General features: G+C 43.9%; 14 protein-coding genes and 1 riboswitch. Of the genes, 5 read left to right on the plus strand and 9 right to left on the minus strand.

Annotated features, from left to right (window positions below; all coding sequences use genetic code 11):
* Positions 1-13: 13 nt before the first annotated feature.
* The 3 genes from papA to KXZ66_RS12885 form a co-directional block, all read right to left on the minus strand.
* Complete coding sequence (papA, locus tag KXZ66_RS12875; RefSeq protein WP_014480240.1) at positions 14-1,075, minus strand: aminopeptidase PapA; 1,062 nt, start codon at positions 1,073-1,075, stop codon at positions 14-16.
* Positions 1,072-1,518, minus strand: a complete 447-nt coding sequence (gene aroQ, locus KXZ66_RS12880; protein WP_003230223.1) for a type II 3-dehydroquinate dehydratase — start codon at positions 1,516-1,518, stop codon at positions 1,072-1,074. Before aroQ ends, papA begins: the two co-directional genes overlap by 4 nt.
* An 86-nt stretch (positions 1,519-1,604) precedes the next feature.
* On the minus strand, positions 1,605-2,141 hold the full coding sequence (locus KXZ66_RS12885) for a YqhR family membrane protein (protein WP_003230222.1): 537 nt from the start codon (positions 2,139-2,141) through the stop codon (positions 1,605-1,607).
* A gap of 226 nt (positions 2,142-2,367) precedes the next feature.
* Here KXZ66_RS12885 and KXZ66_RS12890 point away from each other — a divergent pair, with 226 nt between their 5' ends.
* Positions 2,368-3,324, plus strand: a complete 957-nt coding sequence (locus KXZ66_RS12890; protein ID WP_032726146.1) for a DUF1385 domain-containing protein — start codon at positions 2,368-2,370, stop codon at positions 3,322-3,324.
* A gap of 39 nt (positions 3,325-3,363) precedes the next feature.
* On the plus strand, positions 3,364-3,759 hold the full coding sequence (locus KXZ66_RS12895) for an SA1362 family protein (RefSeq protein WP_003226367.1): 396 nt from the start codon (positions 3,364-3,366) through the stop codon (positions 3,757-3,759).
* Here the strand turns inward: KXZ66_RS12895 and KXZ66_RS12900 are convergent.
* From KXZ66_RS12900 to lipM, 3 genes are all read right to left on the minus strand, one after another.
* Positions 3,756-4,631: a patatin-like phospholipase family protein gene (locus tag KXZ66_RS12900; protein WP_003230220.1), complete on the minus strand. Its 876-nt coding sequence runs from the start codon at positions 4,629-4,631 to the stop codon at positions 3,756-3,758. The genes KXZ66_RS12895 and KXZ66_RS12900 overlap by 4 nt on opposite strands.
* A 125-nt stretch (positions 4,632-4,756) precedes the next feature.
* On the minus strand, positions 4,757-5,185 hold the full coding sequence (gene mntR / locus KXZ66_RS12905; protein ID WP_003236923.1) for a transcriptional regulator MntR: 429 nt from the start codon (positions 5,183-5,185) through the stop codon (positions 4,757-4,759).
* 99 nt (positions 5,186-5,284) lie between these two features.
* The gene (lipM, locus tag KXZ66_RS12910; RefSeq protein WP_047182867.1) at positions 5,285-6,121 is read right to left on the minus strand and encodes an octanoyltransferase LipM; all 837 of its coding nucleotides are present in this window, start codon (positions 6,119-6,121) and stop codon (positions 5,285-5,287) included.
* 190 nt (positions 6,122-6,311) lie between these two features.
* Here lipM and KXZ66_RS12915 point away from each other — a divergent pair, with 190 nt between their 5' ends.
* Positions 6,312-6,692, plus strand: a complete 381-nt coding sequence (locus tag KXZ66_RS12915) for a rhodanese-like domain-containing protein (protein WP_004398485.1) — start codon at positions 6,312-6,314, stop codon at positions 6,690-6,692.
* Between the two features lie 34 nt (positions 6,693-6,726).
* Here the strand turns inward: KXZ66_RS12915 and gcvPB are convergent, their stop codons facing one another.
* From gcvPB to gcvT, 3 genes are read right to left on the minus strand one after another with little or no spacing between them, the layout of a single operon-like run.
* Positions 6,727-8,193 carry an aminomethyl-transferring glycine dehydrogenase subunit GcvPB gene (gcvPB, locus tag KXZ66_RS12920; RefSeq protein WP_021480011.1) on the minus strand — a complete coding sequence of 489 codons (1,467 nt, stop codon included), beginning with the start codon at positions 8,191-8,193 and terminating at the stop codon, positions 6,727-6,729.
* Positions 8,186-9,532, minus strand: coding sequence for an aminomethyl-transferring glycine dehydrogenase subunit GcvPA (gene gcvPA, locus KXZ66_RS12925; protein WP_021480012.1), 1,347 nt, complete (start codon positions 9,530-9,532; stop codon positions 8,186-8,188). Before gcvPA ends, gcvPB begins: the two co-directional genes overlap by 8 nt.
* Before the next feature lie 29 nt (positions 9,533-9,561).
* Entirely contained in the window at positions 9,562-10,650 is a 1,089-nt protein-coding gene (gcvT, locus tag KXZ66_RS12930) for a glycine cleavage system aminomethyltransferase GcvT (RefSeq protein WP_021480013.1), read from the minus strand.
* Between the two features lie 171 nt (positions 10,651-10,821).
* A riboswitch (glycine riboswitch) is annotated at positions 10,822-10,923 on the minus strand.
* A 168-nt stretch (positions 10,924-11,091) separates the two neighbouring features.
* On the opposite strand from gcvT, the gene KXZ66_RS12935 reads away from it, so the two are divergent.
* Both KXZ66_RS12935 and KXZ66_RS12940 read left to right on the plus strand, forming a co-directional pair.
* Positions 11,092-12,765: a DEAD/DEAH box helicase gene (locus KXZ66_RS12935; protein ID WP_038829735.1), complete on the plus strand. Its 1,674-nt coding sequence runs from the start codon at positions 11,092-11,094 to the stop codon at positions 12,763-12,765.
* Positions 12,766-12,785: 20 nt separating this feature from the next.
* Complete coding sequence (locus KXZ66_RS12940; RefSeq protein WP_021480015.1) at positions 12,786-13,580, plus strand: YqhG family protein; 795 nt, start codon at positions 12,786-12,788, stop codon at positions 13,578-13,580.
* Positions 13,581-13,727: the final 147 nt, after the last annotated feature.

The following is a 13,727-nucleotide window of genomic DNA, read 5'->3' on the forward strand; positions in this document are numbered from 1 at the left end:
TCCTATATTCCAATCACAAAATAATAAGTTCTTTTGGGGAATGGGTGATTGTCCGGTTGCCGTTTTCTGTAATCACGATGTCATCTTCAATGCGGACACCGCCTGTTTCTGGTATGTAAATGCCCGGCTCCACTGTGACCACCATACCCGGTTCAAGGATAGCTGAAGATCTGACGGATAATCCCGGCGATTCATGAACTTCCATGCCGAGCCCGTGCCCGGTTGAATGGCCGAAATAGTCACCGTAGCCTTTTGCAGCAATATGATCCCTTGTGAGGGCGTCAGCCTCTTTTCCTGTCATTCCCGGCTTAATATGTGCGACGCCAAGCGCCTGAGCATCAAATACAACCTGATAGATCTCCTTCAATTGATCACTGGGCTGACCTACAGCGACCGTCCGGGTAATATCAGAACAATATCCTTTATAATAAGCGCCAAAATCAAGCGTAACAAGGTCTCCGCTTTCAATCAGTTTGTCACTGGCCACACCGTGCGGAAGGCTCGAACGAAGGCCTGAGGCGACAATCATATCAAAAGAAGAGCTGTCTGCTCCCTGGCTTCTCATATAAAACTCCAGCTCATTGGCAACAGCGATTTCAGAAATGCCGGGTTTCATAAACGTCAAGATATGTCTGAAGGCATCATCTGCAATCTTCGCAGCTTCCTCTAATATCTTAATCTCTTCACTAGACTTAATCAAGCGCAACTTTTCCACGGATTCAGCCACAGGCACTAATTCGGCATCACTGATAACGGCGCTGTATGAAGCGTAAGTGCCATATGTCATGCTGTTCTGTTCAAAGCCGAGACGCTTGATGCCAAACGATTCAACAGTGTCGGCAGTGGTCTGAATCAAGCTGCCGCCATGTTCAATGATCTCAAAACCCTTTACCTGAACCTTCGCCTGCTCAGTATAACGAAAATCCGTAATAAACGCTGCTTTGTCACCCGATATAACAGCCAAACCCGCCGAACCTGTAAACCCTGTCATATAGCGTACATTCGTGCTGCTTGTAACCAGCATGCCGTCAATTCCCAGCTGTCCAAACAGGTTTCTTAATTTCTCTAGCTTCATCTTGATTCTCCCCCTTGCTGGCTTAATAAGTAGCGAACAGCAAGCTTGTAGCCTTCAGCTCCAAGACCGACAATCTGCCCTTTCGCAACAGGAGCGATAACCGACTGATGCCTGAATTCTTCCCTGGCGTATAAGTTTGATAAATGCACCTCTACCACAGGAAGACTGATGCTTGAAACAGCATCCCTGATCGCATAACTGTAATGACTCAGGGCGCCGGGGTTCAGAACAATCCCGCTGTATTGCTCCTCAGCCTCATGTATCGCATCTATCAAATCACCTTCGTGATTAGACTGGAAGAAAGTGAGCTGGATATGTAAGGCTTCAGCAAACTGAAAAAGATCTGTTTCAATATCGGTCAGTGTCTGGCGGCCGAATACTTCAGGCTCACGACTCCCAAGCCGGTTAACATTCGGTCCGTTTAAAATCAAAAAATGAGGCACATAATCTCTCCTTTTCGCGAGGGTTTCTCATGTAAAAAATGTTCACTTCTCGTGAACATTTTATCATACTGGAAAAGGATTATACACTATTCTCTATGCATTCCCAGCGCACGTGCAAGCTTTTCCGAATTCAGCTCATTGTATTCAAATGAAATGGAATACCCGACAAACAGCCCGTAAAGCAAATAAATGCAAATGGTCGTAATAATTGTATCTGATGTCAGTTCGGTCACCGTGCGCACATCTGGAAAAATCGGATTAAAAACAAAAAACACGAGCAGCCAAAGCACCAAGCCGTATAAAATACCCGGCCACATTGTTTTTAAACGTTTCAATAGAAGAAAATAAAGAAACGCTGCGCCAATTGAAATTACTCCAATCAAAATGATGCTGATTACCGTTCCCAGCCCATGTTTTTTCCACTCTCCGAGCACAAACGGCTGCAATATCATATTCGGGCTGATTTCGGAAAAATGAAACAAATATGCGATATAAGCAACGAAACTCCAAAGTACGCCCCCGCAAAAACCTGTTGCCGCCACTCTGCCGGCCATTGAAACAGGCGGCTTTTGCTTCTCATTCAATTCTTCATTTTGTTCTGTATCTTTTTCGCTTGTCATCATGGCACCTCCAGTTAAAGTGTGCCCAAAAAATGAAATGTCAATAAAAAAGCTCACACTTTTTGACAGCTGCGAGTAAAATTTGAAAATAAAGGGTATAATGCATGTAGAAAAAGCAAGGCTATGGCAATTTTTTCAGCCTGTCAATCTAGAGGTTTAGCGCTGTTTCCTGTACAATAGAGTGAAAGGAAATGGTTAGCAATCCTAAAGAAATAGGCAGGTTGATAATATGTCAAAACATAAAGTTCCGCCCGCTTACGGCGGGCAGGCTGTTGTGGAAGGCGTTATGTTTGGCGGAAAGCATCATTACGTTACAGCCATCAGAAGAACGGATGGAAGCATTGACTTTTTTAAGCTTCCACGCAAACACAACCCGAAACTGAACATCGTGAAAAAGATACCGTTTTTACGGGGGATCGCGGCCATTATCGAAGCGAGTGCAAACGGCACAAAGCATTTGAATTTTTCAAGCGAACGTTACGGGCTCGATCCATCTGAAGACGAGACACTTGAGCAGGAAGAAAAAAAATCCTCCGGGCTGTCTATGTATCTCAGCCTCGCAGTTATAGGCGTCCTATCATTTTTGTTCAGTAAATTCGTATTTACATTGGTTCCAGTTTTCTTAGCGGAACTGACAAGGCCGATTTTTTCCTCGGACACGGCGCAAATCGCGGTTGAAAGCCTGTTTAAGTTGATTTTGCTGCTCGGTTACATCTATTTTTTGTCCATGACACCGCTTATTAAAAGAGTGTTTCAATATCATGGAGCCGAACATAAAGTCATAAACTGTTATGAACAGAATTTGCCAATTACTGTGGAGAATGTCCAAAACCAATCTCGGCTTCATTACCGCTGCGGATCAAGCTTTATTTTATTTACGATTATTGTCGGCATGTTTGTTTATTTACTCGTTCCGACAGATCCGCTTTGGCTGCGTGTTATAGATCGTGTCGCACTGATACCGGTCGTGCTTGGTCTATCCTTTGAAGTTCTGCAGCTGACAAACAAAGTGCGTGACATTCCCGGTCTGAAATTACTTGGGTACCCGGGACTTTGGCTTCAGCTGTTAACCACAAAGGAACCTAAGGATGACCAGGTTGAAGTTGCCATCGAAAGCTTTAACGAACTTCTCAGACTCGAAGCATTGTCTGAGCAAAATCAGAAGCCTTCTCACAACGTCATCTAAAATCCGTTGCCCTGCTATTACTTTCGGAGGTGGACAGTTATGAATCATCGTGTACAACCTATTATTGCTGTATTAATTGCGCTGGGAGCGTTCGGTTTCCTCTATGTGCTGGTAACCAATCCCGGAGAAATGGCAAAAATGGCGGTAACCGTCATCGTGGCAGGTATCATTATTTATTTTATTGTGAAATATGTAATGAATCGAAATGCGGGCAGCGAAGGAGCAGCCTTCAAAAAAGCGGCGAAACAATCGCGGCGCCGGATGAAAGAACAAAAAGCAAAACACCGCGCCGGACATAAGGGACGTGTCAGCCACCTGCGAAGCGTTCCGAGCGCCAGCAAGCCTAAACCGATGATTCTCAAGAAAAAAAGCCAGACTCAGCTGACTGTTATAGAAGGGAAAAAAAATAAAAAGAAAAACAGAGCGCTTTTTTAATAGGTCCACTGCTTTAAAAACAGCTCTGTCCGTCTTTTACCTAGCTCAATCAGGGCTAGTTTTTTTTGTTGTGTTAAATGAAAATCAGTGGCCATTACGTCATCGACAGGGAGAAAAATGATATTTTGTTCATAGCGTGACGCAATGTGCCTTGCGTCATGAGCATCCTTCATCGTTTCAAACAGGGCGCCGAACAGTTCAAAAGCGTTGCGGATATTTTTTTTCGGACGCTCTCTTTCACGCGGCGCAAGTGTGACACCGATCACAGGGCGCTTTCTTTCCTTTGAAAACAGCCAGATTGGAAAATTGCTTAACACGCCTCCGTCGACAACCGTGGCGGTGCCTGTGTCCGTTTTTAATTTTATCGGTTCAAAGAAATACGGGATGCTGCAGCTCATTCTGACCGCTCTGGCAACCGGGAACATATCAGGATTTAACCCGTAACGGGCCAAATCGTCCGGCAAAACAATCATGGTGCCGTTTGTCAAATCAGAAGCAATAAGGCGCAGAGACCCTTTCTGCAAATCGCCGAAAACCCTTATGCCTTTCGCTCTTAACAGATCAGCAATCCATTTTTCTATCGTATCGCCTTTGTATAAGCCAAGACGCCAGTAGATGGACACCCACTGGAGCATCTTTAAGGGGAGAAATGAGTACCTCTGGTCCAGCAATTTCTCTCCGTCCACTTCTTCAATTAAAGCGTGGATTTCCTTACTGGTGTAACCTGACGCAATGAAAGCGGCAATAATGGCGCCGGCGCTTGTACCCGCAACTCTTTTAAAGCGGAAGCCTTTTTCCTCAAGCACTTCATAAGCGCCTGCGAGCGCAATGCCTTTTACTCCTCCGCCGGAAAAAACACCGTCAATATACATCTCATTCCCTCCCCCTCCATCCGATCGTTTATTACCATTTTAAGAAAACACGCGAAGAAATAGACCAACGAATGACGGGTGGCGTCAGCGTATCAAAAAAGACGGCCTCCTTCGAGACCGCCTTTTTACTGATTATGATGTTCTGTTTTCTTTTGGATTGATTTCAGATCTTTTTTACGGGCATCATCTTCTTCAAAATATTGAACAAGATCCCCGATGCGATCAATACTGTTCCAGCTTAAATGATGTTCGATTCCTTCGACATCGTTATATATTTTCTCTTCATCAACACCAATGATTCTTAAAAACTGCTCAAGCAATTCATGTCTGTATACCAGCCGTTTGCCTATTTTTTTCCCTTTAGACGTTAACACGAGACCGCGATATTTTTCATAAATTAAATATTCGTCTTTATCTAGTTTTTGAACCATTTTTGTTACAGAGGAGGGATGGACTGCCAATGCTTCCGCGATATCGGAAACTCGTGCATATCCTTTTTCTTCAATCAGCATATAAATCTGTTCAATATAATCTTCCATACTTGGTGTTGTCATCGAAACCCTCCCAAAAAGCACCTTAACTTTATAAACCATTACAAGTTTACACTAATGAACTTGAAAAAACAAGGATGCTCCGCGGGTCAAAAGCCCTGTTTACCGCTTATAATTCCATTCATCTGAAGCGTACTTTGTTTCAGCCAAGTGATGAACAAAATCAAGCTCTTCCTGAGAAAGTTCATATGGCTCCAAATGAATGTTAAGACCTGTTTCAAATCCTTCTTTAAAGGCTTGACGAGCCTCATCCATCGTCACCCGCTTTTCAGTGAGTTCATTAATGGCAACCGCTTTATTTTTGAAATTGCGCTGCATCCGTTCTCTTACTCTTTCACTCGGATATAAGAACAGATCGAACAGCTTATCCTCATCCAAATCAAGCAGAATGGAGCCATGCTGAAGAATCACGCCTTTTTGTCTCGTTTGCGCGCTTCCCGCCACCTTGCGCCCCTCAACCACTAGCTCATACCATGAAGGCGCGTCAAAACAAACAGATGACCGCGGATTTTTTAAGCTTTCTTTTTCTTTTTCAGTTCTCGGGATGGCAAAGTAAGCGTCCAGACCGAGATTTCTAAAGCCTTGAAGTATGCCTTCTGAAATAACCCGGTAAGCCTCAGTAACAGTTGCCGGCATCTCGGGGTGCTCTTCCGAAACAATTACGCTGTATGTCAGTTCCTGATCGTGCAGCACACCTCTCCCGCCGGTCGGGCGTCTGACGAATCCGAGATTATATTTATGTACTGCTTCAAAATTGATTTCCTTTTTAATATTTTGAAAATACCCTACAGAAAGTGTCGCCGGATTCCAGCCGTAAAAACGGATAACCGGGGGGATTTTCTTTTCGCTGTGCCAATATAAAAGCGCTTCATCAAGCGCCATATTGAATGCGGGACTTGCATTGCCTGAGTCTATAAACCGCCAAGTTTCTTTTTGCATTTTAAGACCTTCCTTACCGTTTTAATAGAATCAGTTTATCAAACTGTCGGGAAAATGAAAAATATTTTAGTTCCATTATAGATGACAATCACGCTGTGCTTTACTATAATAGTATTTGTCGAAAACGGATCTATGACCTTGTTTTATGAAGCAGGGTTTTGATTTTATATGCTAAAGGAGTAGAATCACATTGTCTAATATGATCGTTTTGATTATTTTTGCTGCATTTATCATCTATATGATTGCTTCATATGTCTATCAGCAGCGAATTATGAAAACACTTACCGAAGAAGAATTCCGCGCGGGTTACCGCAAAGCGCAGCTTATTGATGTTCGTGAGCCAAATGAGTTTGAGGGCGGACATATTTTAGGCGCCCGCAACATCCCGCTTTCCCAGCTGAAACAGAGAAAAAATGAGATCCGTACGGACAAGCCTGTTTACCTGTACTGCCAAAACAGTGTCCGCAGCGGACGCGCGGCACAAACCCTGCGCAAAAACGGCTGCACTGAGATTTACAATTTAAAAGGCGGCTTTAAAAAATGGGGCGGAAAGATTAAAGCGAAGAAATAAAGCAAACAGCTGTCTGGTAGACAGCTGTTTTTATTTATCTTTCTTCCGCCTCGTATCTGAGCACCGGGTGTCTCGCCGCTTTTGTTTCATCCATTCTTTTTACAATCGTTGTATGCGGGGCCTCCTGAACAAGCTCCGGATTCTCCTCCGCTTCTTTTGCGATTTGAATCATAGCATCAATAAACGCGTCCAGTGTTTCCTTTGATTCGGTCTCCGTCGGCTCGATCATGATGCATTCTTCAACATTAAGCGGGAAATAAATTGTCGGCGGATGATAGCCGAAATCAAGGAGCCGTTTTGCAATATCAAGCGTACGCACTCCCAGCTTTTTCTGCCGCTTCCCTGATAATACAAATTCATGCTTGCAATGGCGGTCAAACGGAAGATCGTAATAAGGCGCGAGCTTTCTCATCATATAATTGGCGTTTAACACTGCGTTCTCAGTAACAGCCTTTAATCCGTCAGGCCCCATGGAGCGAATATACGTATACGCTCGCACATTAATGCCAAAGTTGCCGTAATACGGCTTCACTCGGCCAATCGCATGAGGGCGGTCATAATCAAACGTAAAGCGCCCTTCTTTTTTGACTAAAACTGGCTTTGGCAAATAAGGAATCAGATCTTTTTTTACGCCGACAGGGCCTGAGCCGGGGCCTCCGCCGCCATGAGGGCCTGTGAATGTTTTATGCAGGTTGAGGTGCACCACGTCAAATCCCATATCTCCAGGTCTCGCCTTGCTTAAAACGGCATTTAAATTAGCGCCGTCATAATACAGTTTCCCCCCCGCTTGGTGTACAATTTCCGCCATCTCTGTAATCTGCTCCTCAAACAAGCCGAGCGTGTTCGGATTCGTCAGCATAAGAGCTGCAGTTTCTTCATTCACTGCTCTTTTTAAATCCTCTAAATCAACAAGCCCTTTTTCATTCGATTTCACCGTAACGGTTTCAAAGCCTGCTACTGTTGCTGATGCAGGATTCGTCCCATGCGCGGAATCAGGGACAATGACCTTCGTCCGCTTGAAATCCCCGCGAGCTTCATGATAGGCACGGATCATCATCAGCCCCGTCCATTCGCCGTGCGCTCCGGCAGCAGGCTGAAGCGTAACCTCATCCATTCCCGTTATTTCTTCAAGGTGCTTGCTTAAATCATATAAAAGCTCTAATGCGCCTTGCACCGTGTCTTCATCCTGAAGGGGATGAATCGCAGCAAAACCAGGTATACGTGCGATTTTTTCATTGATTTTCGGATTATATTTCATCGTGCAAGAACCGAGAGGATAAAAACCGGAATCCACCCCGTGATTGCGTTTGGACAGCGCTGTATAATGGCGCATGATGTCCAGCTCTGAAACCTCCGGCAGCGCTGCGTCTTCGTCACGAATATAGGTGTCTGACAAGAGGTCCCCCAATTCGATTTCCGGTACATCGAGCTCCGGCAGACTATAGCCGATTCGGCCTTCTCTTGAAAGTTCAAAAATAAGTGCCTGGTCCTGATTACTCATGGCGATCCCCCAATTCCTGAATGAGTGCGTCAATTTCTTCTTTTGTTCTCAGCTCCGTTACAGCAATCAGCATATGGCAGTCCAGCTCCGGATACGTCAACCCAAGATCATATCCGCCAATCATGCCTTTTGCCAGCAAACGCTTGTTCACAGCTCTCACCGGCTCATCCAGTTTGATGACAAATTCATTAAACATCGGCCCGTCAAATATAACGGTAAGACCTGCTTTTTTTGCTTCTTGCTTTGCATAGTTGGCTTTTAAGAGATTTTGGCGGGCTATATCTTTTACGCCGTTTTTTCCGAGAGCAGTCATGGCCACTGATGCTGCCAGCGCATTTAAAGCTTGGTTCGAGCATATATTTGATGTTGCTTTATCCCGACGGATATGCTGCTCCCTGGCTTGCAGGGTAAGCACAAAGCCTCTTTTTCCGTTTTCGTCTTCCGTTTGTCCCACGAGACGGCCCGGCACCTTTCTCATTAATTTTTTAGTAACAGCAAAAAAGCCGCAATGCGGGCCGCCGTATGCTGAAGGAATGCCGAAAGGCTGCGCATCACCGACGACGATGTCACATTGAAACTTGCCCGGCGGAGTGAGAAGACCTAGCGCAAGCGGGTTAGCTGAAACAATAAACATGGATTTCCCTTGATGGGCGATAGGCTCAATATCCTTTAACGGCTCGATCCGGCCGAAAAAATTCGGGTACTGAACGATCACTGCGGCTGTGTTCTCGCAAACGGTTTGGCGCAATGCATCAAGATCCGTAACGCCATCCGCAGCGGGTACTTCAACAACATCAATATACTGACCTTTTGCGTACGTTTTCAGCACCTCTCGCGATTCAGGATGCACGGTTTTTGACACAACGATTTTTTTCTTTTTCGTGTGGCCTGAAGCAAGCATTGCTGCTTCCGCCAAGGCTGTTCCGCCGTCATACATCGAGGAGTTTGCGATATCCATGCCTGTCAGTTCACAGATCATCGTTTGGAATTCAAAAATAGCCTGGAGCTCTCCTTGTGAAATCTCTGGCTGATAAGGCGTATACGCGGTATAAAACTCAGAGCGCGAAATGACATGATCCACAATGACAGGCTGATAGTGGTCATATACACCCGCTCCTAAGAAAGAAGCGTATTGTACGGTATCACAATTTTTAGAGGCCAGCTTTGTCAGTTCTCTTGTTAATTCTGTTTCTGATTTCGCTTTTTTGATTTGATACTCTTTTTTATATTTGACGTTTTCCGGTATATCAGCAAATAAATCATCGATGCTGCTTACGCCGATAGTAGCAAGCATCTCCTGTTTATCCTTTTCTGTTGCGGGCAAATAACGGTGCTTCATGTGTTGTCTCCTCTCTCCAAGAAAAAATATTAGCGTTTATAAAATGGTGTTTTGACAACCTTTGCTTTCACTAATTTTTTGCGAATCTCTACATCTACAACAGTCCCGATCTCACTTGTTTCCGAATCAATTAAGGCAAGGCCGACGTTTTTTCCTAATGTCGGTGACTGCGTGCCGGTTGTCACCTTTCCGACAGACCTGCCATTTTGGAAAACCTCATATCCGTGCCGCGGTATCCCTTTTTCAATCATTTCGAGACCGACAAGTTTGCGCTTCGCTCCGTTTTCTTTTTGTTCACTCAATACTGACTTACCGAAAAAGTCAGACTCTTTTTTGTGCTTTACAGCAAAGCCTATACCTGCTTCAATCGGTGTAATATCCCGGGTCAGCTCCTGACCGTAGAGCGGGAGCTTCGCTTCAAACCGGAGTGTATCACGTGCACCGAGACCGCATGGAATCAATCCGTATGCATCCCCTGCATCGATGATTTTTTTCCAAATATGCATAGCATCATCACTGCGGCAGTAAATTTCATACCCGTCTTCTCCCGTATAGCCAGTGCGTGAAATAAGTGCTTTGCGGCCGCTGATATCGGCTTCATCAATAAACGCAAACGGCTTTAATGCAGACACATCTGCATCTGTCAGATTTTTTACGACCGCTTCTGCTTTCGGTCCCTGTACAGCCAAGAGCGCGATTTGATCTGACTGATTGTCAATCTGCACATCACCTGCTGCATGTTCTTTCATCCAAGCCAAGTCTTTATCTATATTAGAAGCATTAATGACAAGCAGATAGCGGTTCTCCCCTTTTTGATAGATAAGCAAATCATCGACGGTTCCGCCATCCGGGTAACACATCGCTGTATATTGAGCACGGCCTGGCGTTAACGCGGAAACATCATTTGTCATCAATCTTTGCAAAAAAGACAGACTGTCGTTCCCTGACACTTCGACTTCTCCCATATGAGATACATCAAACAAACCGGCTGCAGTTCGGACAGCCTCGTGTTCTTTTTTTATAGAAGAAAATTGAACAGGAAGCTCCCAGCCTCCGAAATCAATCGTTTTTCCTCCATATTCCTTATACAGGTCAAATAACGGCGTTCTTTTCAGCATCTAATTCCTCCCCTTTATCAACGGCGCAGCTAAAAAACATACAAAAAAGGACAGAGAAACACCTCATGTAAAATGAAGGTTCTCTGTCCTGGCACCTGAAAGTTTACTTTGCATACGCAAAGACGTCCCCTTTGGTGGTTTGCGCATCCGCACAAACACTCTCCAGAGTTGCGTCGAGCAAGAGTTCTTTTGCCTGAGAGATTCACTCCGCAGTTTGCTCCTTCGGCGCCTGTATCCCGAGGTTTTCGGTCAGGTCTCTCCCCTTGCTGTCATTCGCTCATATTTTCATGCTGTTATGGACATACTATAGCAATATCTTACATCAAATACATACTCATATCCTACCATCATCACTATATGCTGGGCAACAGCAATTTGGGCAGATTTTTCTAATATTATTCATCTTAAGAATCGAAGAATAAGAAAGGCGGTTTCAAAGCAATGAATACAGAAATGATCTACGATGCAAAATGGCCTGAAGAATTTGCTGAAAGACTGAAAAACGATGGCCCTTGGGCAAACTGGGAACTGTACAAGCTCTCTGCAGAAATCCAGAAAACATTAGCAATTCCAGAGTTTGAAGGTTTACGGGCTCCTTTATATCTGCCTTCCTTTACGCCGCTCCCCCACCAGCTTGAGGTGGCGCAAAAAGTGGTTGAAAAAATGAACGGCAAAGCGATTTTAGCAGACGAGGTTGGTCTCGGGAAAACGGTTGAAGCTGGACTGATTCTAAAAGAATATATGATTCGCGGGTTAGCAAAAAAAATTTTGATCCTTGTGCCCGCTTCCCTTGTGTCACAATGGGTCAAAGAGCTTCAGGAAAAATTTTTGATTCCGGCTGTTGAACAAAAGAAAAGCTATGTGTGGGAGCAATGCGATATTGTCGTCTCATCAATAGACACCGCGAAGCGCTCGCCCCATCGCGAAATCGTTCTGTCAATCCCATATGATCTTGTCATTATTGATGAGGCACACAAACTGAAAAATAGCAAAACGAAGAACTATGAATTTGTCCGGAATCTCGTAAAAAAATATTGCCTGCTTCTTACCGCGACGCCAATCCAGAACCGTATCGAAGAGATTTTCAATTTGGTGTCCTTATTAAAACCCGGCCATTTAGGCAGTCAGAATCACTTTCAGGAGGAGTTCGCCAAGAAGAAATCCAGTTTAGAAGCGCATGAACATTTAAAAGATCTTGTGAATAAAGTCATGATCCGTAACAGGCGGCATGATACCGGGCTGAATTGGAAACAGCGCCATGTTGAAACAGTGCCGATTGAATTTTCTCCATCAGAGCAGGCGCTTTATGATGAAATTTCTCGTTTGAAGGAAAGTATCAATAAACCAGCCAGCATGTTCTCGATTATGACCTTGCAAAGAGAATGCTGCTCGAGCAGAGAAGCGGTGTATATGACGCTGAAAAAGATGCTTGATCAAAAAGAGAAACAAGCACCTGCCATTGATGAGGATACGATTTCAGTTTTAATAGATCGCATTAATCAAGTGACACAAAATTCTAAAGCGCTTCAAGTCGTTGATTTGATCAAAAAGATCGACGATAAGGTCATCATTTTTACAGAATACCGTGCAACCCAGATTTATTTGCAGTGGTTTCTTCAGCAAAACGGCATCAGTTCTGTGCCGTTTAGAGGCGGATTTAAACGTGGGAAAAAAGACTGGATGAAGGATCTTTTCCGCGGAAAGATCCAAGTCCTTATTGCAACTGAAGCAGGCGGTGAGGGAATTAACCTGCAATTTTGCAATCACATGATCAACTATGATCTTCCATGGAACCCGATGCGACTTGAGCAAAGAATCGGAAGAATTCACAGACTCGGGCAGGAGCGTGACGTGCACATTTATAACATGGCAACAAAACATACGGTGGAAGAGCATATTCTAAAGCTTTTATATGAAAAAATTCATTTGTTTGAAAAAGTGGTCGGCGAACTTGATGATATTTTAACGAAAATTCAAGTGAACAATTTTGAAGAGCACCTTCATGACATTTTGTATCACTCAGCAACAGAAGAAGAAATGAAAATAAAAATGGATAACTTAACCTCATTTTTGTCTTATAAAAAACAGCAGCCTGCTGAAAAAAGAGGATCTTAGCCTGTAAGGAGGTTTTACTAGTGAAACAGCAAGAGGTTCACGATTTTCTGCTGCGTTTTTTTCAAGCAAACAGCTGCCAAATCGTCGATCAAGGCTTAGGCTATATGACAGTGCAGCTTACAGTTGAAATGGACAAACAAATCATGAACCGCCCTTTCTACTGGCATTGGCGCGAGAAGACAGGCGGTGATCCGAATCCAATGAAAATCACTTTTATTACAGATAAAGAAAATGCGCCAAAAGACCTAGATGGTGAATTTATATATTTTGGGGCCCCGCGTCTTTTTCAAATATTTAAAGCTGTTAAACAAAATGGGAGATTTACCAGAATGTATGAGAAAATTGAATCAGCCGGAGCCAAAGTCCCACTTCAGCCTTGGCTTGGTATAAATGTCACGATTTCATACCAGTCCGACATGAAAAAGGATAAGTTATTGTCACTAGGTCTTCACCTAGTCTCTGGAACGATAATTGAAGATTTTCAAAGCAAGCTGACTCAGCTTTCACTGACATCACAAATATGTGACTATTGCTTCACCATTTCACCTATGATCAAACCAGAAAGCGGACTTAAGCGTATGGAAAACTATATTTCCAAATCCGCTATGCAGGAGCCGTCCGACTGGGCGGAACAGGCGGTTAATAGGTGGAGAAATGACATGATATTGCTTGATAAGTTTTACGAGCATATAGAAGAAAAACCAGAAGAATACCATCTAGAAAAACAGGCGCTGAAAACCTTGTATCAACCAAAGATATCAGTTGAAATTGAAAATGGCGGATTATTTTATCTGCAAAATAATATTTCAAGCTAACTTTTATTCATTCGACATCGTTCTCGTTTTTTTTGAAAAAATGCGATTATAATAAAGGTATATTGGAAAAAAATTCTGGCATTTTTAAAGGGGAAATGACTTCCAGAGACTAATGAAGCATACAATGAGTCATGGCCGGACTGGCTG

Source organism: Bacillus sp. LJBS17 (genome assembly GCF_019334685.1).
In the GTDB taxonomy this organism is placed as follows: domain Bacteria; phylum Bacillota; class Bacilli; order Bacillales; family Bacillaceae; genus Bacillus; species Bacillus subtilis.

What these genes read in the sequence shown, in the direction of transcription:
- KXZ66_RS12900 (WP_003230220.1), bottom strand. Translation starts at nt 4,631, where the DNA reads ATGTATATTGACGGTGTTTTTTCCGGCGGAGGAGTAAAAGGCATTGCG.
- KXZ66_RS12890 (WP_032726146.1), top strand. Translation starts at nt 2,368, where the DNA reads ATGTCAAAACATAAAGTTCCGCCCGCTTACGGCGGGCAGGCTGTTGTG.
- gcvPA (WP_021480012.1), bottom strand. Translation starts at nt 9,532, where the DNA reads ATGAAGCACCGTTATTTGCCCGCAACAGAAAAGGATAAACAGGAGATG.
- gcvT (WP_021480013.1), bottom strand. Translation starts at nt 10,650, where the DNA reads ATGCTGAAAAGAACGCCGTTATTTGACCTGTATAAGGAATATGGAGGA.
- mntR (WP_003236923.1), bottom strand. Translation starts at nt 5,185, where the DNA reads ATGACAACACCAAGTATGGAAGATTATATTGAACAGATTTATATGCTG.
- lipM (WP_047182867.1), bottom strand. Translation starts at nt 6,121, where the DNA reads ATGCAAAAAGAAACTTGGCGGTTTATAGACTCAGGCAATGCAAGTCCC.
- KXZ66_RS12895 (WP_003226367.1), top strand. Translation starts at nt 3,364, where the DNA reads ATGAATCATCGTGTACAACCTATTATTGCTGTATTAATTGCGCTGGGA.
- gcvPB (WP_021480011.1), bottom strand. Translation starts at nt 8,193, where the DNA reads ATGAGTAATCAGGACCAGGCACTTATTTTTGAACTTTCAAGAGAAGGC.
- papA (WP_014480240.1), bottom strand. Translation starts at nt 1,075, where the DNA reads ATGAAGCTAGAGAAATTAAGAAACCTGTTTGGACAGCTGGGAATTGAC.
- KXZ66_RS12885 (WP_003230222.1), bottom strand. Translation starts at nt 2,141, where the DNA reads ATGATGACAAGCGAAAAAGATACAGAACAAAATGAAGAATTGAATGAG.
- KXZ66_RS12935 (WP_038829735.1), top strand. Translation starts at nt 11,092, where the DNA reads ATGAATACAGAAATGATCTACGATGCAAAATGGCCTGAAGAATTTGCT.